This window comes from Aeromicrobium sp. Leaf291 (assembly GCF_001423365.1).
Lineage (GTDB): Bacteria > Actinomycetota > Actinomycetes > Propionibacteriales > Nocardioidaceae > Aeromicrobium.
The window spans coordinates 130,363-156,729 of the sequence record NZ_LMNM01000002.1; the positions used below are offsets into that span (position 1 = coordinate 130,363).

Annotated in this window: 25 protein-coding genes; 7 read left to right on the forward strand and 18 right to left on the reverse strand. The window is 72.1% G+C overall.

Annotated elements, in window-relative coordinates:
* Positions 1-17 precede the first annotated feature (17 nt).
* The 6 genes from ASF35_RS18630 to ASF35_RS10435 form a co-directional block, all read right to left on the reverse strand.
* Positions 18-92 carry a 50S ribosomal protein bL37 gene (locus ASF35_RS18630; protein ID WP_369797015.1) on the reverse strand — a complete coding sequence of 25 codons (75 nt, stop codon included), beginning with the start codon at positions 90-92 and terminating at the stop codon, positions 18-20.
* Between the two features lie 107 nt (positions 93-199).
* Entirely contained in the window at positions 200-550 is a 351-nt protein-coding gene (locus ASF35_RS10415; protein ID WP_235499145.1) for a thioesterase family protein, read from the reverse strand.
* A 14-nt stretch (positions 551-564) separates the two neighbouring features.
* Entirely contained in the window at positions 565-2,382 is a 1,818-nt protein-coding gene (locus tag ASF35_RS10420) for an ABC transporter ATP-binding protein (protein WP_055966827.1), read from the reverse strand.
* Positions 2,379-4,115, reverse strand: coding sequence for an ABC transporter ATP-binding protein (locus ASF35_RS10425; RefSeq protein WP_055966830.1), 1,737 nt, complete (start codon positions 4,113-4,115; stop codon positions 2,379-2,381). Before ASF35_RS10425 ends, ASF35_RS10420 begins: the two co-directional genes overlap by 4 nt.
* A 60-nt stretch (positions 4,116-4,175) precedes the next feature.
* The gene (locus ASF35_RS10430; protein WP_082495512.1) at positions 4,176-5,972 is read right to left on the reverse strand and encodes an acetolactate synthase; all 1,797 of its coding nucleotides are present in this window, start codon (positions 5,970-5,972) and stop codon (positions 4,176-4,178) included.
* A gap of 10 nt (positions 5,973-5,982) precedes the next feature.
* The gene (locus ASF35_RS10435; RefSeq protein ID WP_235492933.1) at positions 5,983-6,936 is read right to left on the reverse strand and encodes a DUF2785 domain-containing protein; all 954 of its coding nucleotides are present in this window, start codon (positions 6,934-6,936) and stop codon (positions 5,983-5,985) included.
* Between the two features lie 68 nt (positions 6,937-7,004).
* Here ASF35_RS10435 and ASF35_RS10440 point away from each other — a divergent pair, with 68 nt between their 5' ends.
* Positions 7,005-8,438, forward strand: coding sequence for a sensor histidine kinase (locus ASF35_RS10440; protein ID WP_055966834.1), 1,434 nt, complete (start codon positions 7,005-7,007; stop codon positions 8,436-8,438).
* 142 nt (positions 8,439-8,580) lie between these two features.
* Here the strand turns inward: ASF35_RS10440 and ASF35_RS10445 are convergent, their stop codons facing one another.
* Positions 8,581-8,832 (reverse strand): WhiB family transcriptional regulator, encoded by a 252-nt coding sequence (locus tag ASF35_RS10445; protein WP_055966837.1) that lies wholly within the window; start codon positions 8,830-8,832, stop codon positions 8,581-8,583.
* A gap of 197 nt (positions 8,833-9,029) precedes the next feature.
* On the opposite strand from ASF35_RS10445, the gene ASF35_RS10450 reads away from it, so the two are divergent.
* The 3 genes from ASF35_RS10450 (at position 9,030) to ASF35_RS10460 (ending at position 11,798) form a co-directional block, all read left to right on the forward strand.
* A complete protein-coding gene (locus tag ASF35_RS10450; protein ID WP_055966840.1) occupies positions 9,030-9,479 on the forward strand; it encodes a hypothetical protein in 450 nt (149 codons plus the stop codon).
* Positions 9,480-9,608: 129 nt separating this feature from the next.
* Complete coding sequence (locus ASF35_RS10455; protein WP_055966842.1) at positions 9,609-10,808, forward strand: NADP-dependent malic enzyme; 1,200 nt, start codon at positions 9,609-9,611, stop codon at positions 10,806-10,808.
* Between the two features lie 21 nt (positions 10,809-10,829).
* The gene (locus tag ASF35_RS10460; protein WP_055966847.1) at positions 10,830-11,798 is read left to right on the forward strand and encodes a zinc-binding dehydrogenase; all 969 of its coding nucleotides are present in this window, start codon (positions 10,830-10,832) and stop codon (positions 11,796-11,798) included.
* 19 nt (positions 11,799-11,817) lie between these two features.
* On the opposite strand, the gene ASF35_RS10465 is transcribed toward ASF35_RS10460, so the two are convergent.
* From ASF35_RS10465 to ASF35_RS18235, 6 genes are all read right to left on the reverse strand, one after another.
* Entirely contained in the window at positions 11,818-12,951 is a 1,134-nt protein-coding gene (locus tag ASF35_RS10465) for an SLC13 family permease (RefSeq protein WP_055966850.1), read from the reverse strand.
* Entirely contained in the window at positions 12,944-13,675 is a 732-nt protein-coding gene (locus tag ASF35_RS10470) for an AAA family ATPase (RefSeq protein WP_055966853.1), read from the reverse strand. Before ASF35_RS10470 ends, ASF35_RS10465 begins: the two co-directional genes overlap by 8 nt.
* 36 nt (positions 13,676-13,711) lie before the next feature.
* Entirely contained in the window at positions 13,712-13,888 is a 177-nt protein-coding gene (locus ASF35_RS18345) for a DUF6104 family protein (RefSeq protein WP_156364744.1), read from the reverse strand.
* A 3-nt stretch (positions 13,889-13,891) separates the two neighbouring features.
* Positions 13,892-17,674 (reverse strand): multifunctional oxoglutarate decarboxylase/oxoglutarate dehydrogenase thiamine pyrophosphate-binding subunit/dihydrolipoyllysine-residue succinyltransferase subunit, encoded by a 3,783-nt coding sequence (locus ASF35_RS10475; protein WP_055966855.1) that lies wholly within the window; start codon positions 17,672-17,674, stop codon positions 13,892-13,894.
* A 181-nt stretch (positions 17,675-17,855) separates the two neighbouring features.
* Positions 17,856-18,917, reverse strand: coding sequence for a winged helix DNA-binding domain-containing protein (locus ASF35_RS10480; RefSeq protein WP_055966857.1), 1,062 nt, complete (start codon positions 18,915-18,917; stop codon positions 17,856-17,858).
* Between the two features lie 62 nt (positions 18,918-18,979).
* A complete protein-coding gene (locus tag ASF35_RS18235; RefSeq protein WP_055966860.1) occupies positions 18,980-19,306 on the reverse strand; it encodes a hypothetical protein in 327 nt (108 codons plus the stop codon).
* Positions 19,307-19,437: 131 nt separating this feature from the next.
* On the opposite strand from ASF35_RS18235, the gene ASF35_RS10490 reads away from it, so the two are divergent.
* Positions 19,438-20,721, forward strand: a complete 1,284-nt coding sequence (locus tag ASF35_RS10490) for a glutaminase (protein WP_055966863.1) — start codon at positions 19,438-19,440, stop codon at positions 20,719-20,721.
* Positions 20,722-20,739: 18 nt separating this feature from the next.
* Here ASF35_RS10490 and ASF35_RS10495 read toward each other — a convergent pair whose 3' ends face one another.
* From ASF35_RS10495 to ASF35_RS10510, 4 genes are all read right to left on the reverse strand, one after another.
* A complete protein-coding gene (locus ASF35_RS10495) occupies positions 20,740-21,186 on the reverse strand; it encodes an OsmC family peroxiredoxin (protein ID WP_055966866.1) in 447 nt (148 codons plus the stop codon).
* 89 nt (positions 21,187-21,275) lie between these two features.
* Positions 21,276-22,319, reverse strand: coding sequence for an N-acetyltransferase (locus ASF35_RS10500; RefSeq protein ID WP_055966869.1), 1,044 nt, complete (start codon positions 22,317-22,319; stop codon positions 21,276-21,278).
* Between the two features lie 96 nt (positions 22,320-22,415).
* Positions 22,416-22,790, reverse strand: coding sequence for a hypothetical protein (locus ASF35_RS10505; protein ID WP_055966871.1), 375 nt, complete (start codon positions 22,788-22,790; stop codon positions 22,416-22,418).
* Positions 22,791-22,878: 88 nt separating this feature from the next.
* A complete protein-coding gene (locus ASF35_RS10510) occupies positions 22,879-23,895 on the reverse strand; it encodes an LLM class flavin-dependent oxidoreductase (RefSeq protein ID WP_055966875.1) in 1,017 nt (338 codons plus the stop codon).
* 67 nt (positions 23,896-23,962) lie between these two features.
* Between ASF35_RS10510 and ASF35_RS10515 the strand changes: the two genes are divergently transcribed.
* Together ASF35_RS10515 and ASF35_RS10520 are read left to right on the forward strand one after the other, a co-directional pair.
* Positions 23,963-24,400 carry a DUF952 domain-containing protein gene (locus ASF35_RS10515; protein WP_055966878.1) on the forward strand — a complete coding sequence of 146 codons (438 nt, stop codon included), beginning with the start codon at positions 23,963-23,965 and terminating at the stop codon, positions 24,398-24,400.
* Positions 24,397-25,524, forward strand: a complete 1,128-nt coding sequence (locus ASF35_RS10520) for an EAL domain-containing protein (RefSeq protein WP_255353920.1) — start codon at positions 24,397-24,399, stop codon at positions 25,522-25,524. Before ASF35_RS10515 ends, ASF35_RS10520 begins: the two co-directional genes overlap by 4 nt.
* Positions 25,525-25,789: 265 nt before the next feature.
* Here the strand turns inward: ASF35_RS10520 and ASF35_RS10525 are convergent, their stop codons facing one another.
* Positions 25,790-26,317, reverse strand: a complete 528-nt coding sequence (locus tag ASF35_RS10525; protein WP_055966886.1) for a MarR family winged helix-turn-helix transcriptional regulator — start codon at positions 26,315-26,317, stop codon at positions 25,790-25,792.
* Positions 26,318-26,367 lie beyond the last annotated feature (50 nt).

The window sequence follows — 26,367 nt, forward strand, 5'->3', positions numbered from 1 at the left end:
CCGCGAGGAGCGTCAGGTCACGCGTTGGGGCGCTTGCCGTGGTTCGCGCCCTTCTTGCGACGCGCGCGGCGCTTGCGGCCGGTCTTGCCCATGATGGTCCTCCTCAGACGTTCAGCGTCCATCGTCCCACATCGTCCCTCTCGCCTGCGAACGTGGTCCGCGGCCCGGCACCGAGGGCGACGGGTCAGGGTCGGGTCGCTCAGGGTCGGGGCACCCGTTCCAGGAAGCGCGCGCGGTCCACGACGACGCGACGGACCTCGCCGTGCGCCACGAGCGTCCCGTGCCCGTCGTGGGCGGCGACCCGGAAGCGCAGGAGTCGGCCGTCCTCGTGCACCAGGTCCGCCGTGGCGGTGATCGTCGCCCCCACGGGGCTGGCGGCGATGTGCTCGACCTCGACCCTCGTGCCCACGCTCGTGCGGCCGTCGTCGAGGTCCAGGGCCGCGCACGTCGCTGCCTCCAGCCAGGCCAGGACGCGCGGCGTCGCCAGCACCGGCAGGTCACCGCTGCCGAGGGCGGCGGCCGTGTCGGCGTCGCCGACGGTGTGGGTCACGGATGCACTGCGGGTCATCGGTCCTCCAGGTCACGGGCGGGGGACCACCCAGCCTGCCCGACGTCCCCGGTTCCTGCGTCCGACCACGCCGACCAGAGGGCCGCGTAGCGCCCGCCGGCCCGCACGAGGTCGTCGTGGGGCCCCTCCTCGACCACCGCGCCGTGTTCCATCACGATCACCCGGTCGGCCGTGCGGGCCTGGCTCAACCGGTGGGCGATGACGAGCGCGGCGCGTCCGCGGGTGACGGCCTCGCCGGCCTGCTCGAGCTCACGGGCCCCGGACGACCCTGCCTCCGCCGTGGCCTCGTCGAGCACGACCACCTGCGGGTCGAGCAGCAGCACCCGGGTGAGGGCGAGCTGCTGGGCCTGGGCCGGGGTGAGGGGGTGGCCGAGGTCGCCCACCACGGTGTCCAGGCCGTGGGGGAGCGTCCGTGCCCAGGCCGCTGCCTCGGTGGCGGTGAGCGCCGCCCAGAGCGTGTCGTCGTCGGCGTGCGGGTCGGCCAGGACGAGGTTGTCGCGCAGCGTGCCGGCGAAGACGTGGACCTCCTGCGAGACGAGCGCCACGTGCCGGCGCACGACGGTCTCGGCGGCGGTGGTGATGTCGAGGGCGCCGAGTCGGACGCTGCCGCCGCTCGGGGAGAGGGTCCCGGCGGCGATCCCCCCGAGAGTGGTCTTCCCGGCGCCGGTGGCCCCGACGACGGACACGCGCTCCCCGGGGCGCACCTCCAGGTCGATCGGTGCGAGCACCGGACGGCCCACCTCGTAGGCGTGGTGCACACCCGTGAGCCGCAACGTCGGGTCGGGGCCGACGTCCACGGGGGCGTGGTCGCGCGGCGCGATGAGGACGACGCCGGCCAGCCGGGCCAGCGCCGCTCCGCTCGCCTGCACGGCGTCGAAGACGAACAGCACCGCCCCGATGGGGTTGAACAGGCGATGGAAGAACAGCGCAGCGGCGGTGGCGTCGCCGACGCTCGCGGCACCGCTCGACACGAGGAGGTACCCGGTGCCCAGCACCAGGACCAGGCCCACGCACTCCGACCCGTTCATCCGGGCGCCGAAGCGGGTGAAGAGCCTGAACACGTCGACGGTGATCTCGACGGCGGCGGCGGAGCGGCGCTCGATCCGCTCGAGCGCGATGCGCTCCACGCCGAACGCCCGCAGCGTCGCGGCGTCGCGCACCCCGGTGATGAGCGCCTCGGCCCGCGCACCCTCGGCGGTTCGCTCGGCGCGGTAGTAGGGGATCGAGCGGGGCAGGTACCAGCGGAGCGCGAGCACGTAGCAGGGCGCGGCGGCGAGACCGGCCAGGCCGAGGCGCCAGTCGAGCGTGAACAGTCCGCCGACCGTGAAGCCGATGGCGGACAGCGAGCCGAGCAGGAGGGGGATGGCCTCGTCGAGCGCCTCGGTGAGCTTGCGGACGTCGTCACCCACACGGCTCAGCACGTCGCCGATGCCTGCCTCCTCGATCCGCTGTGACTCCAGGTGCAGGGCACGGTCCAGCACGTCCTCGCGCAGCTCGGCCAAGGCCGGCGCCACGGCCTGCGCCAGTGCCGCGGACGACAGCGTCGAGAACAATCCGGCGACGAGACCGGCGAGCACCATCACCGTGGCGGCGACGACGATCTCGCGCAGGGTCCCGTCCTCGCGCACGGCGTCGACGATCCGGCCGATCATCAGCACGGGCGCGACCCCGGCGAAGCCGGTGAGCAGGAACGAGGCGATCGTCAGCGCCAGGCTCGCCCGACGGGCGCGCACGAGCCGCCACGCGACGGCCGTCGTGCTTCGTGCGTCGGCGACCGGCAGCAGGTGGACGTTCGTCGCCTCGTCCGTGCTCATCGGTCCACCGCCGCGCGATAGGTGGGATCGCGCACGAGGTCGGCGTGGGTGCCCTCGGCCACGACGCGTCCGTCGCGCACCACCACGACGCGGTCGGCGTGCTGGAGCAGCGCGGGACTGGAGGTGATGACGAGGGTGGTGCGTCCTCGACGCAGCCGGCGCACGCCGCGGGCGATGTTCTGCTCGGTCACGGCATCCACCGCGCTCGTCGGGTCCTGCAGCACGAGGACCGGACGGTCCGTCGCGAGGGCCCGGGCCAGGGTGAGGCGCTGCCGCTGACCGCCGGACAGGCTCGAGCCGGCGGCACGCACGGCGCGGTCGAGTCCGTCGGGGTGCAGGCGGACGACGTCGTCGGCCGCCGACGCAGCCAGGGCGGGCGCGAGGTCCGCGTCGGTGCGCTCGCCGCCGGGGTCGACCGTGCTGCGCAGCGTCCCCTCGAAGACGCCGGAGTGGTGCGAGGCGACGAGCAGGTGCAAGCGTCGACCCTCGACGGACAGCTCGTGCAGGTCGACGTCGCCGAGTCGCGCCCGGCCCGACGTGAGCGTGACCTCGCCCGTGAGCACGGCCATGAGCGTGTCGGAGACGGCGGGGTCGTCGATGCTCACGGCGACCAGCTCGTCGGCCGAGGTCCGCAGGTCCACCCCCCGCAGGGGTCCCACGACGGCCGACTCGAGCACGAGGCCGGGACGGTCCTCGGACGGTCCGCGACCGCCGGGGGCGAGCACACGGGGGGTGTTCAGGAACTCCACGATGCGTCCGGCCGAGGCGCGCGACGCCGCGAACTGCGCGCTCACGTCGCCCAGGCCGCGGATCGGCTCCGCGAGGAACTGGGTCAGGCCCACGAGCGCGATGAGCTGACCGAGACCGATGGTGCCGTCGAGGGCGCGCTCGCCGGCCACGACCGCGACGACGGCCAGCAGGATCCCGCTGAGTGCGGTGGTGAGTCCGGCCAGGTAGCCCCAGGAGCGCGCGACGGCGATGGTGTCGCTGCTCGCCTGCCGGCTGGCGGACCGGTACCGGCCGAGAGCGACGTCCTCACCGCCGATGCCCTTGAGCGGACGCAGTCCCGTCAGCACGTCGGCGGCCACGCCCGAGGCGGACGCAGTGCTCTCCTGCTGGCGGCGGGTGCGCCTGGCCACGAGGGGGGCGAGCGCCTGGATGACCAGCAGGACGCCGGGCACGCCGAGCAGGATCACCAGACCGAGCACGACGTCGACGGACAGGACGTAGACGGCCGTCGCGACGACGGCGACGAGCGACGCGAGCGCGTAGCCGAGCTGGTGCAGCACGGAGGGGACGAGCTCGGCGTCCGACGTCGCGATCGAGAGCGTCTCGCCGGCGAGCCGGTCGGTGCGCGCTCCGCGCGGGTGCAGCACGTGGGCGGAGACCTCCCCGCGCAGCAGGTGCGCCTCGGTCTGGATGCCGCGCACGATGAACCGGGCGCCGTAGCGGTAGCCGTTGCTCAGGACGAGGAAGAGGGCCACCAGGACGCCGAGCGTCCAGGCCAGGTCACCCAGGGTGCCGCCGTCCACGGCCTGGTCGACGACCAGGCCGATGACGACCGGCACGAGGGTCTCGCAGAGCTGCCAGACGACGAGCAGGGAGTAGCCGGGAACGAGCTGGCGGGCCTGGCGTCGCACGCTCCGACGCAGCAGTGCGCCGGCCCCGTCGGGCGGGGTGCGGTCGTCCGGACCCGTCCCAGGGGCCTCGACCTGCGTCCTCGTGCTCGCCACGAGGTGAGGCTACCCTCACCCGCGCGGGACGCGGCGGTCCGGTCGGGTCCCGCGCCGACCTCAGACGCCGTGGGTGGTGCGGGGGTACTGCGCCGACACGTCGGTCATGACGTTGACGAGGTAGGGCACGCCCGACGCGAACGCCCGGTCGATCGCCGGACCGATCTCGGCGGGGTCGGTGACCATCTCGCCGCCACCGCCGAGCGCCGTGACGACCTGGTCGTAGCGCGTGTTCGGAGCGAGGTCCGCGGCGACGTCGTAGCCGTAGAGCATCTGCATGGGGCTCTTCTCCAGCCCCCAGGCGGAGTTGTTGCCCACGACCATGACGACCGGCAGGTCGTGACGGACGAGGGTGTCGACGTCCATGAGCGACATGCCGGCAGCGCCGTCGCCGAACAGCACGACGACCTGGCTGGAGGGCCGCGTGATGCGGGCGGCCATGGCCGCACCCATGCCCGCGCCGAGGCACCCGTACGGCCCTGGGTCGAGCCAGCCACCGGGGCGCTGCGGCTCCACGAACTTCCCGGCGAAGGACACGAAGTCACCGCCGTCGCCGATGACCACGGCGTCGTCGGCCAGGCGGGGGAGCAGCTCGCCGTAGATGCGCGCGGGGTGGATGGGGTCGCTCTGCGAGCCGAGGAGGTCGACGTCGCGTGCTGCGGCAGAGGCCACGACGTCCTGCAGCTCGGTCAGCCACGGCGTCCAGTCCGGGCGCGCACCGGGGGCGGACTGCAGGGCCGAGAGGATGCCGTCGAGGACGACGGTGAGGTCGCCCGAGGCGGAGGCGGCCAGCGTGGCGTGCGTGGACAGCTGGGCGGGGGAGTCGGCGAGGTGGACCACGCGCGCCGGGGTGGCGCCGTCCTTGCCACCGAACACGCCGTAGCCGAGGCGGAAGTCGAGCGGGGTCCCGGCGACGACCACGAGGTCGGCGCCGCTGAAGGCCGCCGACCGGGCCTTCGTGACGAGCTGGCCGTGCCCGCCGGGCAGGATGCCGCGACCCATGCCGTTGGCGATGACGGGGATGCCGGTCTCGGCGGCGAAGCGCTGAGCGGCCTCCTCGGCACCGTCGGCCCAGACGTCGGTGCCGAGCACGAGGACCGGGCGACGCGCCTCCTGCAGGAGGCGACCGGCGCGGGCGAGGTCGTCGGGGTCCGGCTCGATCCGGGCCCGCTGGAGTCCTGGCTGTGCCGTGACGGGGCCGGAGTTGAAGAACTCGTCCATGGGCACGTCCACGAAGGTGGGGCCGCGGTGCGAGGACCCGGCGCGGGTGAAGGCCTCGTGGACGGTGGGGGCGATGTCGCCGACGGTCCGGGCGGTGGAGGCCCAGGTGGAGACCGTCTCGAAGATCGGCGGGTGGTCCAGCTCCTGGAGCGTGCCCATGCCCCAACGGGCCTCCGGCGCACGACCGCCGATCACGACCAGGGGCGAGCCGGCGAAGTGGGCCTGGGCGACCGGGCTGACGCCGTTCGTGACCCCGGGTCCGGCCGTGAGGACGGCCAGGCCGGGGGTGCGGGTGAGCTTGCCGACGGCCTCGGCGGCGAACACGGCGGTGGGCTCGTGCCGGACGTCGATGATGGGCATCGGGTCGGCGGCGGTGACCGCGGCGTCGTACATCGGGAACACGTGGGCGCCGGAGAGGGTGAACATGGCCTGGACGCCGTGGGCGCGGGCGACCTCGAGCGCGTGCACGCCCCCGTGCGCGGAGCGCACCTCGTCGGCGCTGGGCGCGGAGCGCACCTCGTCGGCGCTGGGCGCGGAGCGCACCTCGTCGGCGCTGGGCGCGGAGCGCACCTCGTCGGCGCTCTGGTCGTTCCCGGTCTCGGTGGGGGTCCCTGCGGTGCCGTCGTTCTGTGACATGCGGCGCACGCTACTGCACGGGGGTGTCGCCCGCCGGGCCGTCGACGGGCCGGGCCCGGGTGGTGGGTCGGTAGAGCCAGGGGCTCTCGCCGCGGATCTGGTCGAGCACGGCCAGCAGGAGGTCGGCCCGATGGGCCGGCTGCTCGGCGAACAGCTCGGCGTCGCCGCGCAGGTCGGCGCGTCCCTGCACGCCGAGGGCCAGCTGGAGGTGGAGGGCGCGCAGGAACGACGACGCGTTCTTGGCCGTCGGGGAGGGCCACTCGTCGTCGAGGTGGCCGCGGGTCCGTGGTGCCTTGATGCCGGCGCCGAGCCGGGCGAGCCACGGCTCGACGATGCCGGGGTCGAGCGCGTTGCGGTGCAGGAGGGTCATGACGGCGTAGGCGAGCCGGTCGTCCTCGCCGTGGCGCCAGCCGTAGGCGGTGGGGGTCAGCACGCGGTCGGCGATGACGTCGAGCAGGACGGTCAGCTCGAGACGGCCGAAGTGGCGGGAACGGGCGAGGGCCGCCAGCAGGTCGGCGCCGTGGGCGACCGCGTGGGCCCACCCCTGCTCGGGGATCCAGCCGCGGTGGTCGAGCTCGCGCACGTACCAGCTGGTGGCGAGGTCGCCCCACCCGAGGACGGTCGTGGCGGGGAGCAGGTGCTCGTCGTTGTCCCGCCCGATGATCTCGGCGAGCATGAGGGCGCTGTAGGACCGGCGGATGACGGAGACGTCGCCGTCGTGGCCGAGGCCGTACCGCAGCCCGGGCGCGACCCCGTCGCCCAGGCCGGCGAGCAGGCCGTCGTACACGCCGTTGGCGATCCAGGTCGTGAGGAGCGGGTAGGCGAGGTCCTCACGCAGCCGCGGATTGGGGTGACCGAGCATCTCGACGAGCTCCACCGTGGACTCGTCCAGGGAGCGGTCGAGCGGCACCTGCATGCCGGTCTTCATGACGGACTGCCAGTAGGCCTCGGACATCTCGTTCATCGTGCCAGACGTCCTGGAGCGACCGGCGGAAGGGACGGTCGGCCCGCTGCCGTCGATAGGCTGGGCGCGTGCCGACCCTCGACGACATCATCCGGTCGCAGACGACCCTGGGTCCGGACGACGTCGCGTGGATCCAGGCCCTCGTGGCGGACTGGCAGATCCTGGCCGACCTCTCCTTCGGCGACCTCGTGCTGTGGGTGCCGGACGCGGAGTCCAAGGGTCTGTGGGCGGTGGCCCAGATCCGTCCCACGACGGTGGCGACGACGCTCCTGGAGGACGTCACGGGGACGTTCGTGCCGGGGGAGCGGTCGCCGGCGGCGGCGCGGGTGCTGGCCGGGGAGGGCGCGCAGGACGACGACGACGCCGCGGTGGCCGAGGGTGTGCACGTGCGCGTGGTCCCGGTCCGGCGCGAGGAGCGCACGATCGCGGTCCTGGCGCTGCGCAGCGGCGGTGACGCGCGGGCCACGAGCCAGCTGGAGGTCACCTACCGGGCCGCGGCCGACACCGTCGTCTCGATGATCGGGCGGGGGGAGTTCCCGACGCCCGGGGCCCGGTCGGAGCTGGCCGACGCGTGGCGGGTGGGCGACGGGTTCATCCGCACGACGGCGGACGGCACGGTGCAGTACGCGAGCCCCAACGCGCACTCGGCGTACCGTCGGCTCGGTCTGACGGGGGCCCTCCAGGGTGCGGACCTGGCGGAGGTCACGGCAGCGTGCGTGGGGCGCACGCCCACGGACCTGAGCACCGCCGCGGCCCTGGGGGGATCGTCGCCGGCCGAGGCCGAGGTCTCGGGCGCGGAGGCCACTCTCCTCCTCCGAGTGATCCCGTTGACCGCGCCCGGGACCGGTCGTGACGGCGCCGTGGTCCTGCTGCGCGACGTCACCGAGCTGCGGCTGCGGGAGAAGCAGCTCGTCTCCAAGGAGGCGACGATCCGCGAGATCCACCACCGGGTGAAGAACAACCTCCAGACGGTCGCGGCGCTGCTGCGCCTGCAGGCCCGACGCATGGACGTGCCCGAGGCGCGGGCGGCGCTCGACGAGGCCGTCCGCCGGGTGGGGTCGATCGCGTTGGTGCACGAGACGCTGAGCCAGGGCTTCGAGGAGACGGTGGCCTTCGACGACATCGCCGACCGTCTGCTGCGCTCGGTGCTCGACGTCGGCGGGCCCCAGGTCCGGGCGGAGCGCATCGGGAGCTTCGGCCTGCTGCCGGCGGAGGTCGCGACCCCGTTGGCGATGGTGCTGACCGAGCTGGTGCAGAACGCGGCGGAGCACGCCTTCCCGGGCGGCGCGGGTCGGGTGACGGTGGCGGTCAACCGGATCCGGGAACGGGTGCGGATGCGGGTGAGCGACGACGGGACCGGTCTGCCGGCCGACTTCGACCCGACGCGCAGCCTCGGCCTGTCGATCGTGTCGACGCTGGTCGAGTCCGAGCTGGGCGGCACGCTGGGCTTCGAGTCACGGCCTGGCCGCGGCGCCACGGTGACCATCAGCATCTCGCTCTGACCGACGGCCACGGGCGACGGGCGGACAGGGGTGGGCCGGACCGTTCGGCGTCGGCCTCGGGAACCAGGCCAGGGGCCCGGACGCCGAGAACCCCGTACCCGACGCGGGTACGGGGTTCGGACGCGTGCTGCGTGGAACGACTTCAGGCGGTGCGGATGCGTGCCCTCGCGTTGCGACGCTTGAGGGCACGACGCTCGTCCTCGCTCATGCCTCCCCAGACGCCGTGGTCCTGACCGGACTCCAGTGCCCACTGCAGGCACTGCTCACGGACGTCGCAGCGGCGACAGACGACCTTCGCCTCCTCGATCTGCAGGATCGCGGGGCCGGTGTTGCCGATGGGGAAGAAGAGCTCGGGGTCTTCATCGAGACATGCGCTGTGGTGGCGCCAGTCCATGACGACAGCTCCTTCCCTTGTGTGAGTGCGAACGCACGAAAAAAAGCCGGCGAGACCGGCGTGCGCGTTCGCTTCATCGTTTCAACAAAATCCTCTGGGCACAAGGGATTGCGCGGCGGGTCCGTGTCGGGTCAGTCACACAGGTCATACCAGTTGCCTCGCGGGCTGGACCGGGGTGCCGGACCTACCCTGGTGCCGTGACCTCGAACCCCGATCCCTCACCTGCGGACGAGCCGTCGGCGTCCTCGCCCGGCCAGTCCTCCGTCGCGCCGCGCGGCAGGGCCAGGACGCTGCTGGCCGTGGCCGGTGCCGTCGTGTCCGCGCAGGCACTCGGCCTGCTGACGATCGCCGCGCTCGAGCTGCGGTCCGTCGAGGCCGACCGGGTCGGTCTGGGTGTGAGCACGGCCGGGTTCCTGGGGGCCTTCGGCGCGCTCCTCCTGGTCGCGGTGGTGCGGATCCTGGCCGGGCAGACCTGGCCGCGGGGCTTCCTGGTCTTCTCCCAGCTGCTGTGCCTCGTGCTCTCCTTCAACTTCCGGGGGGACGCGGCGTGGATCACCCCGACCATGGCCGTCGGCGCCCTGGTCGCGCTCGGCTGCCTCGTGTCCCCACCGGTCACCCAGGCTCTCGGAGGCCACGACCCCGTGTGAGAGACTCGTCGGCGGGCATCACCTGCCGTCTCCCCGCGTCCGCGGGCCCGCCGTGCACCTACCGGTCGCGGGCCGCGTCGACGCTCGTTCCGCGAGATCCTGCCCCCTTCGAAAGAGAAGACAACCGCCATGGTCGCCCCCGACACCAGCACGCCGTTCGAGGCGTTCGATCCCGACGACCCGGTCTTCGCGCTGCACCGCGGCGGCAAGATGCAGGTGGCGTCGACCGTGCCGCTGCGCGACGCCGACGACCTGTCGTTGTCCTACACGCCCGGCGTCGCCCGGGTGTGCGAGGCGATCGCGGCCGACCCCGACATGGCCCACGACTACACCTGGGTCTCGAACACGGTGGCCGTGGTCACCGACGGCACGGCGGTGCTCGGGCTCGGTGACATCGGGCCGGCGGCGTCCATGCCCGTCATGGAGGGCAAGGCTGTGCTCTTCAAGCAGTTCGGCGGCGTCGACGCGATCCCCGTGGCGCTGGCGACCACCGACGTCGACGAGATCGTCGAGACGGTCGTGCGCCTGGCCCCGACGTTCGGCGGCATCAACCTCGAGGACATCTCGAGCCCGCGATGCTTCGAGATCGAGCGTCGCCTGATCGAGCAGCTGGACATCCCGGTCTTCCACGACGACCAGCACGGCACCGCGGTCGTGACCCTGGCCGCGCTCATCAACGCGGTCCGCCTCACCGACCGGGACATGCAGGACGTGAAGGTCGTCATCTCCGGTGCGGGAGCCGCGGGTGTGGCCATCACGCAGATCCTGCGGTCGGCCGGGGTGCACCGGATCAGCGTCGTCGACCGCCAGGGTGTCATCCACCCGGGCCGCGACGACCTGAACAGCGTCAAGCAGATGCTGGCCGAGCAGACGGCCGACTGGGCCCGCCCCGGCACGGTGGGCGACGCGCTCGAGAAGGCCGACGTGTTCATCGGCGTCTCGGGCGGCACGGTCCCCGAGGAGGACGTCGCCCGGATGGCGCCGGACGCCATCGTGTTCGCGATGGCGAACCCCAACCCCGAGGTCCACCCCGACGTCGCCCACCGGCACGCCCGGGTCGTGGCGACGGGGCGGTCGGACTTCCCGAACCAGATCAACAACGTGCTCGTCTTCCCGGGCATCTTCCGGGGCGCCCTGGCCGTCCGTGCCACGGCGATCTCCGAGGGCATGAAGCTCGCGGCCGCCCACGCCATCGCCGACCTCGTCGGTGACGACCTGAGCGAGTCCTACGTGATCCCGTCGCCGTTCGACCCGCGCGTCGCCGACGTGGTGACCCGAGCGGTCACCGAGACGGCCCGTCGCGAGGGTCTCGCCCGCCGTCCCTACTGATCCGTCCACCCGAGGAGTCGCATGTTCGCCGTCTACGCAGGTCAGATCAACCCCGAGAACCCGCTCGACGGGCTCGTGGTGGGGGAGCGTCCCGACCCCGAGGTCCCCGAGGGCTGGACGACCGTCACGGTCAAGGCCGCGTCGATCAACCACCACGACGTGTGGAGCCTGCGGGGCGTCGGCCTGCGCGAGGAGTCGCTGCCGATGATCCTCGGCTGCGACGCCGCGGGACTCGACGAGGAGGGCAACGAGGTCCTCGTGCACGCCGTCATCAGTGACCCCTCCTGGCGGGGCGACGAGACGCTCGACCCCAAGCGGTCGTTGCTGTCCGAGCGCCACCAGGGCACCTTCGCCGCGAAGGTGGCCGTGCCCGCGCGCAACGTGGTGCCGAAGCCCGCGGGTCTGTCCTTCGCCGAGGCCGCGTGCCTGCCGACGGCGTGGCTGACGGCCTACCGGATGCTGTTCACGCAGTCCGGTCTCAAGCAGGGCGACACCGTGCTCGTCCAGGGTGCCGGCGGAGGCGTGGCCACCGCCGTGATCACGCTGGCCCGCGCGGCCGGGTTCCGGGTGTTCGCCACCAGCCGTGACGAGGACAAGCGCGCCAAGGCGCTCGAGATCGGTGCGCACGAGGTGTTCGAGTCCGGTGCCCGTCTGCCCGCCAAGGTCGACGCGGTCATGGAGACGGTCGGTGCCGCCACGTGGTCGCACTCGATCAAGTCGATGCGTCCGGGCGGCACGATCGTCATCTCCGGAGCCACGTCGGGCGACGCGCCGAAGGCGGCCGAGCTGACCCGCATCTTCTTCCAGCAGATGCGCGTGCACGGCTCGACCATGGGGACGCGCGACGAGCTGCACGCCCTGGCCCAGTTCATGGACGTGACCGGCACCCGGCCGCTCATCGACAGCGAGATCCCGATGGCGGACGCGGCCCAGGGGCTGCAGCGCGTGGTCGACGGCGACGTGTTCGGCAAGATCGTCCTGACGCTCTGACCGTGGCGCCGGGGTCGGCTCAGAGCACCCCGGCGGCGAGCAGCAGGCCCGTGGCTCCCAGGAGCAGCACGAGGAACAGCACGTTGACCACGGTGAACAGGCCGAGGAAGGCGCGCGTGCCGTCGGGCCGGAGCTGCTGGTAGCGGCGCAGCGTGATCAGGCTCGCCAGCGACGCCACGATCGTGCCGACGCCGCCGATGTTCACGCCCAGCAGCAGGGCGCGCCAGTCGTCGGTGAACGGTGCGAACAGCAGCGCCGTGGGGACGTTGGAGACGAGCTGGCTGCCGGCCACGCCCCAGAGCAGGACGTGCTCCTGGAGCAGGTCCTGCAGGAAGCCGCTGGCCTGCGGCACCCGTTCGAGGTTGCCGGCGAAGACGAAGAACAGCACGAACGTGGCGAGCAGTCCGTAGTCGACCGAGCGCAGAGCCCGTGCGTCGAGGACCGCGACGACCGCCACCACGACGACGCCCGCCCAGACGGGGAGTGCCCGGACGACGATCGCGACCGCCACGACGAAGAGGACGAGGTGCACGGTGGCGGGGGGCCAGCGGACCGACGTGCGGTCGGTGACCGGGGAGATCGGGGCGTTCGGCACCAGCAGGCAGGCGATCACCACAAGGACCAGGGACACCACGAACGGCCAGACCATCACGCCGACCAGCTCGCCGACGGACAGGTGGAAGTACTGGTAGAGGAAGAGGTTCTGCGGGCTGCCGAACGGCGTGATCATCCCACCGAGGTTCGCGGCGACCGTCTGCAGGACGAACACGTAGGCCAGGTGACGATCGTCGCCGGTGGCGCGCAGGGCCAGCTGGCTGAGCGGCAGGAGGGTCAGCAGTGCCATGTCGTTCGTGATCAGCATCGAGGCGACCATCGTGAGCAGCACCAGTCCGAGGACCAGCGCGCGTCGGGTGCGCAGGACGGCGACCACGCCCTGGGCCGCGGCCGTGACCAGGTGGGTGCGGTCGAGGGCACCGATGACGGTGAGGAAGCACCACAGGCAGACCAGGGTGCGGTACTCCGGGTAGTCCAGGTACTCCCGGCTCGGCGGGACGAGCACGCACGTGAGCAGCGCGAGGGCGGCCGTCGCGGTGAGGAACGGGTTGGCGGTCAGCAGCCGCCGCGTGCGCGAGGTCGCCGGCGACTCACTCATCGTCGTCGTCGGCCAGGACGTGGCGCAGGTATCGCCCGGGCGCGGCGAGGTAGGCACGCCAGTGGTGCACCAGGTCGAGGTCGTCCCACGTGGTCTCGCGCAGTCCCCACGGACCGACCTCGAGCACCCGGGCGCCGGGCAGCGAGGCGACGATCGGCGAGTGGGTCGCGCACAGCACCTGGCCCCCGCCCTCGGCGATGTCGTGGAGGGTGCGCAGCAGCGTGAGGCTGGAGGAGAACGACAACGCGGCCTCGGGCTCGTCGAGGCAGTAGAAGCCGGGGGAGTCGAAGCGCCGGCGCAGCACCGCGAGGAACGACTCGCCGTGGCTCATCGCGTGCAGGTCGTGTCCGCCCACGCCCTCCTGGTACGTGTACCAGCCGTGCATGGTCTCGGCGCGCAGGAAGAACCCCCAGCTGCCGGTGCCGACGCCGCGCTGGAGCGTCAGCTCGTTGTGCAGCGCGGACTCGCTCGGTCGGGTGCGGTGCCAGCCCTGCGTGCTCCCGCCCTCGGGGGACAAGCCGTAGGCCATGGCGACGGCCTCGACGAGCGTGGACTTGCCGGCCCCGTTCTCGCCCACGAGGAACGTGACGCCGGGCGCGAGGTCGAGCCCGTCGCGCAGCACCTGCTGCACCGCGGGGACGTCGAGGAGCCAGGGCTCGAGGGGAGGACCGTCGCCGTGACGCTCCGGCTTCACGCGCACCACGGGTGGCTGGTCGAACCTCACTGGTTCAGTCTGGCAGCCCGCACCGACACGTCGCGCTCAGTCCTCGTCGTCGTCGAGGCGGGCCAGCCAGGTCGCCAGCCGCTCGACCGGCACCTCGAAGTCGGGGTGCTGGTCGACGAACTCGACGAGCCGGTCGGCCAGCCACGCGAAGGACACGTCCTCCTCGCCGCGGCGGGCCGCCAGCTCCTCGATGCCTCGATCGGTGAAGTACACGGGTCAGGCGAACGCGGCGTCCATGAGCTCGCGCTGCTCGACGTCGTGCCGCGCCTTCGAGCCGACCGCCGTCGTGGACGACGCCGGACGCGAGACGACCGTGAGCGAGCCGGACGCGACGGCCTCGGGGTAGTGCAGCGCCGCGTCGGGCCACGGGCCCTGGTTGGCCGGCTCGTCCTGCACCCAGCGCACGGCCTTGAGGCCGCTGAACCGGGCGAGCTCGGACTTGATCTGCTCCACCGGACGCGGGTACAGCTGCTCGAGCCGCACGATCGCCGTGGTCGGGTTGTCGCCCTCGCGCTTGGCGCGCTCCTCGAACAGGTCGTGCGAGATCCGGCCCGAGCACAGCAGCACGGTGTCGACGTTCTCGGCGTCGACCGCGTCGTCGCCGATGACCGGGCGCCACTGGCCCGACGTGAACTCGTCCGGCTGCGAGGCCGCGGACTTGCGGCGCAGCAGCTGCTTGGGCGTGAACACGATGAGCGGGCGGTGCTGGCCCTCGAGCGTGTGACGGCGCAGCAGGTGGAAGTACGACGCCGACGTGGACGGCTGGGCGATCGTCATCTCGTCGTTCGCGGCGAGCTGCAGGAAGCGCTCGATGCGTGCCGACGAGTGGTCGGGGCCCTGGCCCTCGTAGCCGTGCGGCAGCAGCAGCACGACACCGGACTTCTGGCCCCACTTCGTCTCGCCCGAGGAGATGTACTCGTCGATGACGGACTGCGCGCCGTTGACGAAGTCGCCGAACTGCGCCTCCCACATGGTGAGCGCCTCGGGGCGGGCCACCGAGTAGCCGTACTCGAAGCCGAGCGCGGCGTACTCGCTGAGCAGCGAGTCGTAGATGTAGAACGTCGCCTGCTCGTCGCCGACGTGGGCCAGCGGGGTCCACTCGCTCGCGTCGTTGCGGTCGATGATCGTGGCGAAGCGTGACGAGAAGGTGCCGCGGCGCGAGTCCTGGCCGGCGAGGCGCACGGGGCGTCCGTCGAGCAGCAGCGAGCCCATGGCGAGGATCTCGCCGGTGCCCCAGTCGATCGGGCCGGTCTCGATGGACTGCGCGCGTCGCTGGAGCTGGGGCAGCACCTTCGGGTGCACCGTGAAGCCGTCGGGGACCGACGTGTAGGCCGACGAGATGGCCTTCATGGTCTCCGGCGTGATCGCGGTCTCGAGCGCACCCGCCTGCTCGGGCTTCTCGGGGTAGTCGGGGGTCCGCGTGTACTCCAGCTCGCCCGAGGACGCCTCCTTGACGTCGGCGAAGTTGCGCTCCAGCTGCGACTGGTAGTCGGCCAGGGCCGCCTCGGCCTCCTCGATCGTGATGTCGCCACGACCGACCAGCGCCTCGGTGTAGAGCTTGCGCACCGACTTCTTGGCGTTGATCGTGTCGTACATCAGCGGCTGGGTGAACGAGGGGTCGTCGCCCTCGTTGTGACCGCGACGGCGGTAGCAGACGAGGTCGATCACGACGTCCTTGTTGAACGTCTTGCGGTACTCGTAGGCGAGGTCGGCGACGCGGATGCACGCCTCCGGGTCGTCGCCGTTGACGTGGAAGATCGGCGCCTGCACCATGCGGGCGACGTCGGTGCAGTACGTGGAGGACCGCGACGACGACGGGCTGGTGGTGAAGCCGACCTGGTTGTTGACGATCAGGTGGATCGTGCCGCCGGTGCGGTAGCCGCGCAGCTGCGAGAGGTTGAGCGTCTCGGCCACGACGCCCTGGCCGGCGAACGCGGCGTCGCCGTGCACGAGCACCGGCAGCACCGGGAACTCGGCGCCACGGTTCAGGCGGTCCTGCTTGGCGCGCGTGATGCCCTCCAGCACGGGGTCGACGACCTCGAGGTGCGACGGGTTGGCCGCGACGGAGACCTTGATCGTGTCGCCGTGCTCGGAGCGGAACTCACCCTCGACGCCCAGGTGGTACTTGACGTCGCCGGAGCCCTGCACGGTGCGCGGGTCGATGTTGCCCTCGAACTCGCGGAAGACGGTGCCGGGGCTCTTGCCCGCGATGTTCACGAGGACGTTGAGGCGACCGCGGTGGGCCATGCCGATGCAGACCTCCTCGAGGCCGTCGCCGGCTGCCTCCTCGCAGATCTCGTCGAGCAGCGGGATCGTGGTCTCGCCACCCTCGAGGCTGAAGCGCTTCTGCCCGACGAACTTCGTCTGCAGGAACGTCTCGAAGGCCTCGGCCTGGTTGAGCTTGAGCAGGATGCGCAGCTGCTCCTCGCGCGGAGGCTTGGTGTGCCCGACCTCGATGCGGTCCTGGAGCCACTGGCGCTCGCCTGGGTCCTGGATGTGCATGTACTCCAGGCCGATGGAGCGGCAGTAGGAGTCGCGCAGCACGCCGAGGATCTCGCGCAGCTTCATGAACCGCTTGCCGCTGCCGCTCGCGAAGGAGCCGGTGGCGAACTCGCGGTCGAGGTCCCACAACGTGAGGCCGTGCGACGCGGTGTCGAGGTCCGGGTGGCTGCGCTGGCGGTACTCCAGCGGGTTGGTGTCGGCCATGAGGTGGCCGCGCACGCGGAACGCGTGGATGAGCTCGAGCACGCGCGCCTGGCGGTGCACCTCGTCGTCGTGGCTGACGGCGATGTCCTGGGCCCAGCGGATGGGCTCGTACGGGATGCGCAGCGCGCGGAAGATCTCGTCGTAGAAGCCCTCCTCGCCCAGCAGCATCTGGTGGAGACGGCGCAGGAACTCACCGGACTGCGCGCCCTGGATGACGCGGTGGTCGTAGGTGGACGTGAGCGTCATCATCTTGCTGACGGCCAGGTTGGCGATCGTGTGCTCGGACGCGCCCTGGAACTCCGGCGGGTAGTCCATGGAGCCGACGCCGACGATGACGCCCTGGCCCTTCATGAGCCGGGGGACGGAGTGGTTGGTGCCGATGCCGCCGGGGTTGGTGAGGCTGACGGTGGTGCCGAGGAAGTCGGAGACCTCGAGCTTGCCGTCGCGCGCCTTCTTGACCATGGCCTCGTAGGCCTGCCAGAACTGCGCGAAGGTCATGGTCTCCGCGGCCTTGATCGACGGCACGAGCAGCTGACGCTCGCCCTTGGCGTTCTTGGTGTCGATCGCCAGGCCGAAGTTGACGTGCTCGGGCTTGAGCTGGACCGGCTTGCCCTTCTCGTCGACGTCGTAGCCGGTGTTCATCTCCGGCATGGACGCGATGGCCTTGACCACGGCGTAGCCGATGAGGTGGGTGAACGAGACCTTGCCGCCGCGGGCACGCGCCAGGTGGTTGTTGATCACGACGCGGTTGTCGAAGAGCAGCTTGACGGGGACGGCCCGCACGCTCGTGGCGGTAGGGACCTCGAGGCTCGCGTCCATGTTGGCCGCGGTGCGCGCGGGCGCACCCTTGAGCGGGACGCGCTGCACCTCGCCCGGACCGGACGGGGTGGGCGCCGCGGACGCCGCAGCCTTCGGCTCGGCCTTCCTGGCGGCGGGCTGTGCCTTCTTCGCCGGCTCGGCGCTCTTGGCGGGCTCAGGCTTCTCCGCGGCGGGCTCGGCCTTCTTGGCAGCGGGCTGCGCCTTGGGGGCCGGCTCGGGCTTCTCGGCGGCGGGCTGCGCCTTCGGGGCCGGCTCGGCCTTCGCGGCGGGAGACTTCGTGGCCGTGCTGCCGTTGGCCGACGGGGCGCTGCCGTTGCTCGCGGCCAGCGCTGCTCCGTCGCCCTCCTCGAAGAACGTCACCCAAGTCTGGTCGACGGAGGAGGGGTCGGCCCGGTACTGGTCGAACATCTCCTCGACGAGCCACTGGTTCGTCCCGAAATCGGGGGTTGACGGGTCATGTGAGGACTCGGCCACGGCCTCGATCGCCTCTTCCGGTTGGTTCCCTGCGCACTGGACACGGTGCGGCTCCAGGGTAGCGCGGAGGGTCCGACGCCGAACGCCCGGTTCGACCACCGCGGAGCCGTGCTCTCACCGTGCCACGGCGACGTCGACGGCGCAGCGTTTCGCGAGCCTCGAGACGGTGCTCGGCGCAGGCTCAGGACGCCGCGACGCGGGCCTCGGCGAGCCCGTGGAAGGTGGCGAGGGCCTGCGCCTCCTCGTCGAGGGCCGAGCGGTGTCGCGGCGACAGCGACGCGTCGGTCCGCACCGTGACCTCGAGCCGACCCGCGCTCACCGAGCGGTTCCAGCTCCCGGCGAGGCGACCGTCGAGGACCAGGATCCCGACCCCACCCAGGACGTCGTCGTAGCGGGGACCCACCTCGGCCCGCAGGTCGCCGTCGCGCGCGTGGGAGATCAGCTCGTCGAAGTTCGCGAGCAGCAGCACCGGCGGGACGTCGACGCGCTCGGACTCGAGGGCGCCGGCATCGACGTCGGTCCACAGCGAGCGACCCGCGACCTGCACCTCGTGCAGGCCCGCGTCGACGAGGGCGCGCCGCGCCTGCGTGAGCGTGAGGCTGGACCACCAGGCGAGGTCGGCGGCACCGGCCGGCCCGTGTCCGCGCACGTAGGTGGCGGCCAGCCACGCCCGGGCTGCCTGGGCGTCGAGGGGGGACGGGGTGAGGACGACGGGGTGGTAGCGGTGCTGGGTGCCGGGGTCGCGCCGACCCGCGATCTCCCCCCGCAGCTCCGCCGCCATCACGACGTGGGCCAGGACGTCGCCCCGGGCGGGCAGACCCGCGGCGGCGAGGCGGTCGGCGATGACGTCGCGGGTGCACCCCGGCGTGTCCCGGACCGCGGCGGAGACCACCTCGCTCGAGGCCACGAGGGTCGCCTCGTCGACACCCTGACGACGGACGTGCGGGACGACCTGGGCCATCACGCGGTCGCCCGCGGCCGCCACGACGAGCGGGAGGTCGTCGAGGTGCACGTGGTGCCAGGTCGTGCGCAGGGCGTGGATCCGCACGACCCGGCCGACGTCGAGGGCGTCCAGCACCTGGGTCAGCGTGGCGCCGCACCGCCGCCCGATGCTCCACGGCGCCGTGGTGTGCTCCTGCGACTGCACGGCGCCGAGGTGGCGCACGACCGCGACGGGATCGGGCAGGCCGGGTCCCACGAGTCGTTGCGACCGCAGGCGGTAGGGAGCGAGGGACTGGCGCACGAGGCCATCGTGACACCGGGCGCGGACACCACTGTCCCTCGAAGACGCTCCGACGTCCCGCGTCAGTCGCCGAGCACGGCCTTCACGGCCTCGACGACCTTGGCCCCCGCCTTCACGTTCTTGCGGCCGTCGAGGAGGGCCTTGGGCTTGTCGTCGAGGCCGCCGGCGACGACCTCGAGGTTCGCGCCGCTGGCGGCCGGGGTCACGGTGGCCAGGTACTCGTGGCCCCAGGAGAAGGCGGTCTTGCCGCTCGTGAACGCGATGGTGCGCGACGCGTCGTCGCGCGTGGTGAGGGTGTAGGAGCCGGACTCGACCGTCTCGACGAGCGCGCCGAAGGTTCGGTCCGCATCGTGCGCGGTCGTGATGGCGGTGGTCTTCGGTGCGTGCATGGGTTCCTCCCGATGGCGTCGCGGCTGCTGCCGTGGTGGTCACGACGCTAGGGCATGGGGTCGGTGCCGGTGCGCCGCACGGACCGAACCGGGGCTCCGGCACCCGCTGCGAGGCATGGCAGCATCGGGGCATGCGGACCCCCATCGAGGAGTACATGGCGCAGCTGCTCGACTCGTGTGGCAAGGACGGTGGGGCGGTGGCCGACTACGTGCCCGAGCTCGCGAACGCCGACCCCGACCGGTTCGCCGTGGCCTTCGCGACGCCCGACGGGAAGGTCTACAGCCGTGGCGACACGGACGTCGCCTTCTCGATCCAGTCGATCTCCAAGCCCTTCACGTACGCCCTGGCGATCGCCGACCGTGGTCTCGACGAGGTCCTGCGGCACATCGACGTGGAGCCGTCGGGCGACGCGTTCAACGAGATCTCGCTCGACCCGGTCTCGGGACACCCACGCAACCCGATGATCAACGCCGGTGCGATCGCTGCGCACTCCCTGGTCGAGGGGGCCGGTCACGAGGAGCGCACGGGTCGCATCCTCGACCTCTACTCGAGCCTCGCCGGGCGCCGGCTCGACGTCGACGAGGCGGTCTTCGAGTCCGAGCTCGCCACGGCCGACCGCAACATGGCGATCGCCTACATGCTGCGGACGGTCGGCACCCTGGAGGGTGAGCCGCAGGACGTGGTGCGTGGGTACACCCGGCAGTGCTCGGCCGCGGTCACGGTCGAGGACCTGGCCCGGATGGCCGCCGTGCTGGCATCGGGTGGGCGCTCGCCGGACGGCGAGCAGCTCATCGAGCAGGCGGTCAACCGACAGGTCCTGAGCGTCATGGCCACCTGTGGCATGTACGACGCGGCAGGCGACTGGCTCACCACCGTCGGCATCCCGGCCAAGAGCGGCGTCGCGGGCGGACTCATCGGGGTGCTCCCCGGTCAGCTGGGCATCGCGGTGTTCTCGCCGCGTCTCGACGCCCACGGGAACAGCACCCGCGGCGTGAAGGTGTTCGGACGGCTGAACCAGGACATGGGCCTGCACCTCATGGATGCGGCCGAGGGTGCGCGGTCGGTCGCGCGACGCTACGTGGAGGGCGGCGTCCCGGTGCAGGAGGTGGCCGGCGACCTTCGATTCGTGGAGGCGGAGCGGGTGCTGCGGTCGTTCGAGCAGGAGCCGGGAGGAACGAACGTCGTGGTCGTCGACCTGGACCGGGTCCACCACGTCAACGACATCGCCCGACGGATGGTGCTGGAGGGCATCCGGCGTCTCCACGAGGACGGGCACCCGGTGCGGATCGTCGATCCGTCGAGGGTGCTGGGCGAGCCCGAGACCGGCGACGGGGAGATCGTGCGAGGTGAGCAGCCCCGCGGTGGCTTCGTCCCCGAGTCGTTCGAGGACGTCGCCACCGCGGTGCGCTCCTAGCGCGGGCTGCCTGGCGGCTCAGGACTCCAGTGCGGCGTCGAGGGTGATCTCCTCGACCGACGCGAGCGCCTTGCTGAGCGGGCAACCGGTCTTGGCCTCCTCGGCCGCCTCGAGGAACCCGGCCTCGTCGACTCCCTCCACCTCACCGCGGACGGTGAGCGCGATCTTCGTGATCTTGAAGCCGCCGTCGGCGTCGTCCTTCCCGAGGGAGACGTCGGCCTTGGTCTCGATGGAGTGGACGGTGCCGCCCTTCTGGCCGAGCAGTGCGGTCAGCTGCATCGTGTAGCAGGCCGAGTGCGCGGCGCCGAGGAGCTCCTCGGGGTTGGTCGCGCCGCCCCCGTCCTCGGAAGAGCGCTTCGGGAAGGACATCTCGAACGTCCCGAGGCCGGAGCTGCTGAGCTCGACCTGGCCGGAACCGTCCTCGAATCCGCCGTTCCAGGCGGTGCGTGCGGAGCGTGTGGGCATGGGTGACTCCCTTGCATCGGGTGCTGGTGCTTGCGAGGTCGACGCTACGGTCGTCGTGGCGGGACGCAAGCCGATCCGCTCCTCGGGCGTCACTCCAGCGTGAGGTCCTTGAACCACGAGTCGGTCACGTAGTCGGTCTCCCAGCCGAGCGACAGGTAGAGCTGGTCGGCCGACGTGGGGGAGTCGTCGTCGACCTCGAGGCCGACCCGGTTGCGTCCGCGACGGGCGGCGTCGCTGATGACGGCGGCGAGCAGCGACTTGGCGACGCCGCGTCCCCGGGCGTGCCGGTTGACGCCGATGTACTCGACGTACGAGCCCTCGGGTCCGCCGTCCTTGCCGGGCAGCACGGAGCAGACCACGGTGCCGGCCGGAACCTGCTCGCCGTCCTCGTCGGTGACGTAGGCCAGCCACCACTGGTCCCAGCGGTGCCCAGGCTCCTCCCGCATGCGCTGGACGAACTCCGGGAACGACTCGCGGTAGTTGTTGAAGTGGTCCTCGAACGACGTCTCGAGCATGTGGTGCACGGTCTGCAGGTCCGCGGCGACCGGGAACCCGTTCTCGTGCTTCTCGACGGTGCGCACGAGCACGCCCTCGCGCGGCTCGAGCTCGGCGTCCTCCGGCGTGACCGGGCGCTCCATGTGCAGCCAGGTGCGGCGCTTGGTGTATCCCGCGTCGCGCAGCCAGCCCGCCTGCCGGGTGTCGCCGCCGAACGGACTCTCGTCGAGCCGGGTCTCGGTGATGCCGCGGATCCGTGCCATGAGGGTCGCGACGTCCTCGGCCCAGGCGTAGAAGAGGCGGGCGATCTCGTCGACCTCGGCGACGTCGCGGTCGAAGTAGCCCCACACGAGCGCACGCCCGGCCGCTCGGTCGTGCACCGTGATCCAGGCCCGCGGGACGTCGTCGTCACCCACGGCGACGAGCTGGCGTCGGGTCCACGACGCCTGTCCGGCGACCTCGTTCTCGATGCCCGCCGGGTCGACGTGCGCCTCGCCCGTGCCCTGGAGCTCGTCGAGGTGGCGCAGGGCGACGAGGGCCTCCACGTCTCCGTAGGTCGGGACGCGGGCGACCCATGGCGCAGGCAGCTCGGGGACGTCGGGCTCGGTGGGCGGCACGTTCTCGTCGGCTGGGCTCATCGAGACACGAGTCTCCCACTTCCGCCGTCCGGCGCGCACGGGGCCGTGGTGACGCAGGATTCTGCGTTCGTGCGCACGGCGCGTTCGACGAAGTGGTCAGGAGGGACGCAGCGCCTGCTCGACGAGCTCGACGACCGAGATCTCGACCTGGTCGTCGGGGAGAGCGGCCCGCGACTCCAACCAGCTGAGCACCTCAGCCGGATCGACGTGAGCGCCGGTCCATCGGCTCGCGTCCACGAGCGCTCGTTCGTCGACGCCGGTGGGCACGCGGCTCCAGGCGACGCCGACAGTCTCCAGCCACATCACCCAGGTCGGCGCGGCTGCATCACTGACGCACGCGCACAGCCACAGGGCCACGTGGCTCGATGGACGCAGGTACGGCGAGATCAACGGTCGGCGTGTGGCGCGAACGTCGAGCGCCGCCTCGACGTCGGGGACGAGCGGGTCCTCGGCGGGCAGGTAGAGGTCCACGGCGGAAGCGTAGCGACGGGTGGACGTGCTTCTCAGGATCCGCAGGTCGCTCGTCGGCACCGATCTGCGACGGCCTCGGAAGGCTCGCTCAGCGCCAGCCGAGCTCGGGCGCGACGTGCTTCAGGATGCTCTCCACCACGTGGGCGTTGTACTCGACGCCCAGCTGGTTGGGCACGGTGAGCAGCAGGGTGTCGGCGGCCTCGACGGCGGAGTCCTCGCGCAGCTGCTCCACGAGCTGGTCCGGCTCGGCTGCGTAGGTCTTGCCGAATCGTGCGCGGCCACCGTCGATGTAGCCGACCTGGTCGTCCCCGCCCGAGCCGCCGAAGTACGCACGGTCACGGTCGTCGACGAGGGCGAAGATGCTGCGGCTCACCGACACGCGCGGCTCGCGGTCGTGCCCCGCCTCCTTCCACGCGTCGCGGAACCGCTGGATCTGCTCGGCCTGCAGCTCGTGGAACGGCACCCCGGTGTCCTCGGTGAGGAGCGTGGAGCTCATGAGGTTCATGCCCTGCTGCGCGGTCCACTCGGCGGTCGCTCGGCTGCCGGCGCCCCACCAGATGCGGTCGCGCAGGCCGGGGGAGTGCGGCTCGGGGCGCAGGAGGCCGGGAGGGTTGGGGAACATCGGACGCGGATTCGGCTCGGCGAAGCCCTCGCCCTCCAGCACGTGGAGGAGCACCTGCGTGTGCTGGCGTGCCAGGTCGGCGTCGCTCTGGCCCTCGCTCGGCACGTAGCCGAAGTAGCGGTAGCCGTCGATCACCTGCTCCGGTGATCCGCGGCTGATGCCGAGCTGGAGCCGACCGTCGCTGATGAGGTCGGCCGCCCCCGCGGTCTCCGCCATGTACAGGGGGTTCTCGTACCGCATGTCGATGACGCCGGTGCCGATCTCGATCCGACTCGTCCGCGCGCCGACGGCGGCCAGCAGAGGGAAGGGCGACGCGAGCTGCTGGGCGAAGTGGTGCACCCGGTAGTAGGCCCCGTCGCCACCCAGGTCCTCCACGGCCTCGGCCAGCTCGATCGACTGGTGGAGCACGTCGGAGGCGCTGCGCGTGGCCGAGTGCGGCGAGTCCGACCAGTGCCCGAAGGAGAGGAAGCCGATGTTCTTCATGCCCACGTCAAGCATCGGGACCGGCCCGACATTCCCTCGTGACCGATGGTCATGGTCCGATGTCCTCGTGACCGCAGCCGACGACACCGCTCCCACCGGCCTCCTGCACCTGGTTCCCGCCTCCGACTGGACGGCCGAGCCCGACCGCCCCTACGCGCCGGCGTCGCTGGAGGCCGAGGGCTTCGTGCACTGCTCGCCCGACGTGGCCACCACGCTGGCGGTCGCCACGGCGTTCTACTCCGATGCGCCGCGTCCGCTGCTGGTGCTCCACCTGGACGAGTCCCGACTGCGGGCTCCCGTCGTGCGCGAGGCGGCCGTCCCGGTGCCGCCGCCGGGCGTGGGGGACGACGTGCTCTTCCCCCACGTGCGCGGGCCGCTCGACCGCGACGCCGTGGTGCGGGTGCAGCAGGTCGTGTGGAGCGGTTCGTCCGCGGTTGACCTCGTGGAGTCCGCACCTGCGATGATGGGCGTCACGGTTCGGGGCACGGATGGGCGTGGTGTGTGAGCGAGACACGATCGGATGCACGGACGGCGGCGACGTCCATGGTCGAGCTGGTGCGCCGCGAGCTGGGTCTCAACGTCGCCTTCATCAGCGAGATCGAGGGTGACCGGCGCACGTTCCGGGCGCTCGTCTCCGACGTCGACCTGCCCATCGAGATCGGCTTCAACGAGCCGTACGAGGGCACGTACTGCGAGATGATCACGAGCGGGAAGCTCGAGGAGGTCGTCCCCGACACGTCGCGTGACCCGCTCACCGTCGATGCGTTCCACACCTCCTACCTGGGCATCGGCGCCTACGTGGGCGTGCCGATGATGCGCCGCAGCGGGGAGCTGTTCGGGACGCTCTGCGCGTTCTCGCGGAAGCCACGCCCCGACCTGTCGCCCGCCCAGGCGGAGGTCCTGCGAGCCACGGCCGTGCTCATCATGCGGCTGATCGAGGTGGAGGAGGAGGTCGACGGCAGGCTGCGCGACCTCGCCGCCACGGTCGACGAGGCGCTCGAGGCCGGGACGACGATCGACCTGCTGCCCGTCGTCGAGGTCGCCACCGGGGCGGTCGTCGGCCACGAGGCGGTCGCCCGGTTCGGCGACGGGGTGCCGTTCCGCCGTCGGCTCGCCGAGGCCCGCGAGCTGGGTCGAGGGGTCGAGCTGGAGCTGTCGGTCCTGACCCAGACCCTTGCGGCGGTGGAGGACTCCACCGTCCCGGTGGTCAGCACCTCGCTGTCGGCCGAGGCGCTCCGCGATCCGGCGTTCCAGGCCCTGATCTCGGCTATGCCGCCCTCGCGGCTCATGCTCCGCTTCGACGTCGACGAGAAGATCGACGACTACGAGGAGCTCACCCACCTGCTGCAGCCGCTCCGTCTGCTCGGAGCCCGGGTCGCGGTCGACCGCGTCGGCGACGGGTCGGCCGACCTGCGCCACATCCTGCTGCTCTCGCCCGACGTCATCCGCATCGATGCCTCCCTCGTCCAGGGCCTCTCCGAGGACCCGAGCCGACGGGTGCTGGTGGAGTCGATCGCGACGCTGGCCGCGAAGATCGAGGCCGACGCCGTCGCGCTCGGGGTGTCGTCGGACCAGGACCTGGCCTGGATGGAGGAGCTCGGCATCACCCACGTGGTGCGCGAGCTCTAGCGCTGGGCTCCTGCCGTCGCCGACGAGCGGAGAAGTTGGACGTCCGTATCCTCGAAGCGGGCTCGCGCCCACGTGAGCCCGTGGGCGCCCCTGCTCTCCTTGTACGAGAGCAGGGGCGCTGCCACCGGCCGCTACCAGGGGATGAAGCGTTCGGCGCGGGGCTGACACTAGGGCCTCGGGACCCCTCTGAGTGCTTCTGTCGCGAGAATGTCACCGAGAGTTACATTTCTCACGTCGCGGTCGGCCTGGCCCTCGTGCGGCAGGGTCAGCGCGGCGGTGCGGACAGCCCGGCGCGCCCCGCCCGTCCGGCCAGGGTCTGCGCCAGCATCACGCGGTCAGGGTCGAGCGAGACGAGGAGCAGGCGGCACAGCTCGGAGAGCCGGGCCATCTGGTCGGGATCGAGGGCATCGGCGAACAGGCGTCGCACCGTGCGCAGATGACCGGGTGCCGCCTCGGCGAGCACGCGGACCCCGGCCGCGGTGAGGCGGGCGTGTCGAGCGCGTCCGTCGCTCTCGTCGCGGACCCGTTCGACGAGTCCGTCCTTCTCGAGGCGGCCGACCACGCGCGACAGGCGGGCCGCGGTGGCGTTCGTCTGCGCGGCGAGGTCGGACATCCGCAACGAGCGGCCGGGCGCCTCGGCCAGCTGGGCGAGCGTGAAGTAGTCGAAGAAGGTGAGCCCGGAGTCGCGAGTGAGCTGGGCGTCGAGAGCGGCGGGGAGCAGCTCGGTCAGGGCGACGAGGTCGAGCCACGCGTCGGCCTCCGACTCGGAGAGCCACGCTTCGCGGGAGGGCATGGTCCGACCCTACCGGCATGGTTGTAGGTACAAGTACTATGGAGATAGTT

What these genes read in the sequence shown, in the direction of transcription:
- ASF35_RS10455 (WP_055966842.1), top strand. Translation starts at nt 9,609, where the DNA reads ATGGTCGCCCCCGACACCAGCACGCCGTTCGAGGCGTTCGATCCCGAC.
- ASF35_RS10490 (WP_055966863.1), top strand. Translation starts at nt 19,438, where the DNA reads ATGCGGACCCCCATCGAGGAGTACATGGCGCAGCTGCTCGACTCGTGT.
- ASF35_RS10460 (WP_055966847.1), top strand. Translation starts at nt 10,830, where the DNA reads ATGTTCGCCGTCTACGCAGGTCAGATCAACCCCGAGAACCCGCTCGAC.
- ASF35_RS10495 (WP_055966866.1), bottom strand. Translation starts at nt 21,186, where the DNA reads ATGCCCACACGCTCCGCACGCACCGCCTGGAACGGCGGATTCGAGGAC.
- ASF35_RS10500 (WP_055966869.1), bottom strand. Translation starts at nt 22,319, where the DNA reads ATGAGCCCAGCCGACGAGAACGTGCCGCCCACCGAGCCCGACGTCCCC.
- ASF35_RS10465 (WP_055966850.1), bottom strand. Translation starts at nt 12,951, where the DNA reads ATGAGTGAGTCGCCGGCGACCTCGCGCACGCGGCGGCTGCTGACCGCC.
- ASF35_RS10445 (WP_055966837.1), bottom strand. Translation starts at nt 8,832, where the DNA reads ATGGACTGGCGCCACCACAGCGCATGTCTCGATGAAGACCCCGAGCTC.
- ASF35_RS10435 (WP_235492933.1), bottom strand. Translation starts at nt 6,936, where the DNA reads ATGAACGAGATGTCCGAGGCCTACTGGCAGTCCGTCATGAAGACCGGC.
- ASF35_RS10510 (WP_055966875.1), bottom strand. Translation starts at nt 23,895, where the DNA reads ATGAAGAACATCGGCTTCCTCTCCTTCGGGCACTGGTCGGACTCGCCG.
- ASF35_RS18235 (WP_055966860.1), bottom strand. Translation starts at nt 19,306, where the DNA reads ATGCACGCACCGAAGACCACCGCCATCACGACCGCGCACGATGCGGAC.
- ASF35_RS10430 (WP_082495512.1), bottom strand. Translation starts at nt 5,972, where the DNA reads ATGTCACAGAACGACGGCACCGCAGGGACCCCCACCGAGACCGGGAAC.
- ASF35_RS10525 (WP_055966886.1), bottom strand. Translation starts at nt 26,317, where the DNA reads ATGCCCTCCCGCGAAGCGTGGCTCTCCGAGTCGGAGGCCGACGCGTGG.
- ASF35_RS10420 (WP_055966827.1), bottom strand. Translation starts at nt 2,382, where the DNA reads ATGAGCACGGACGAGGCGACGAACGTCCACCTGCTGCCGGTCGCCGAC.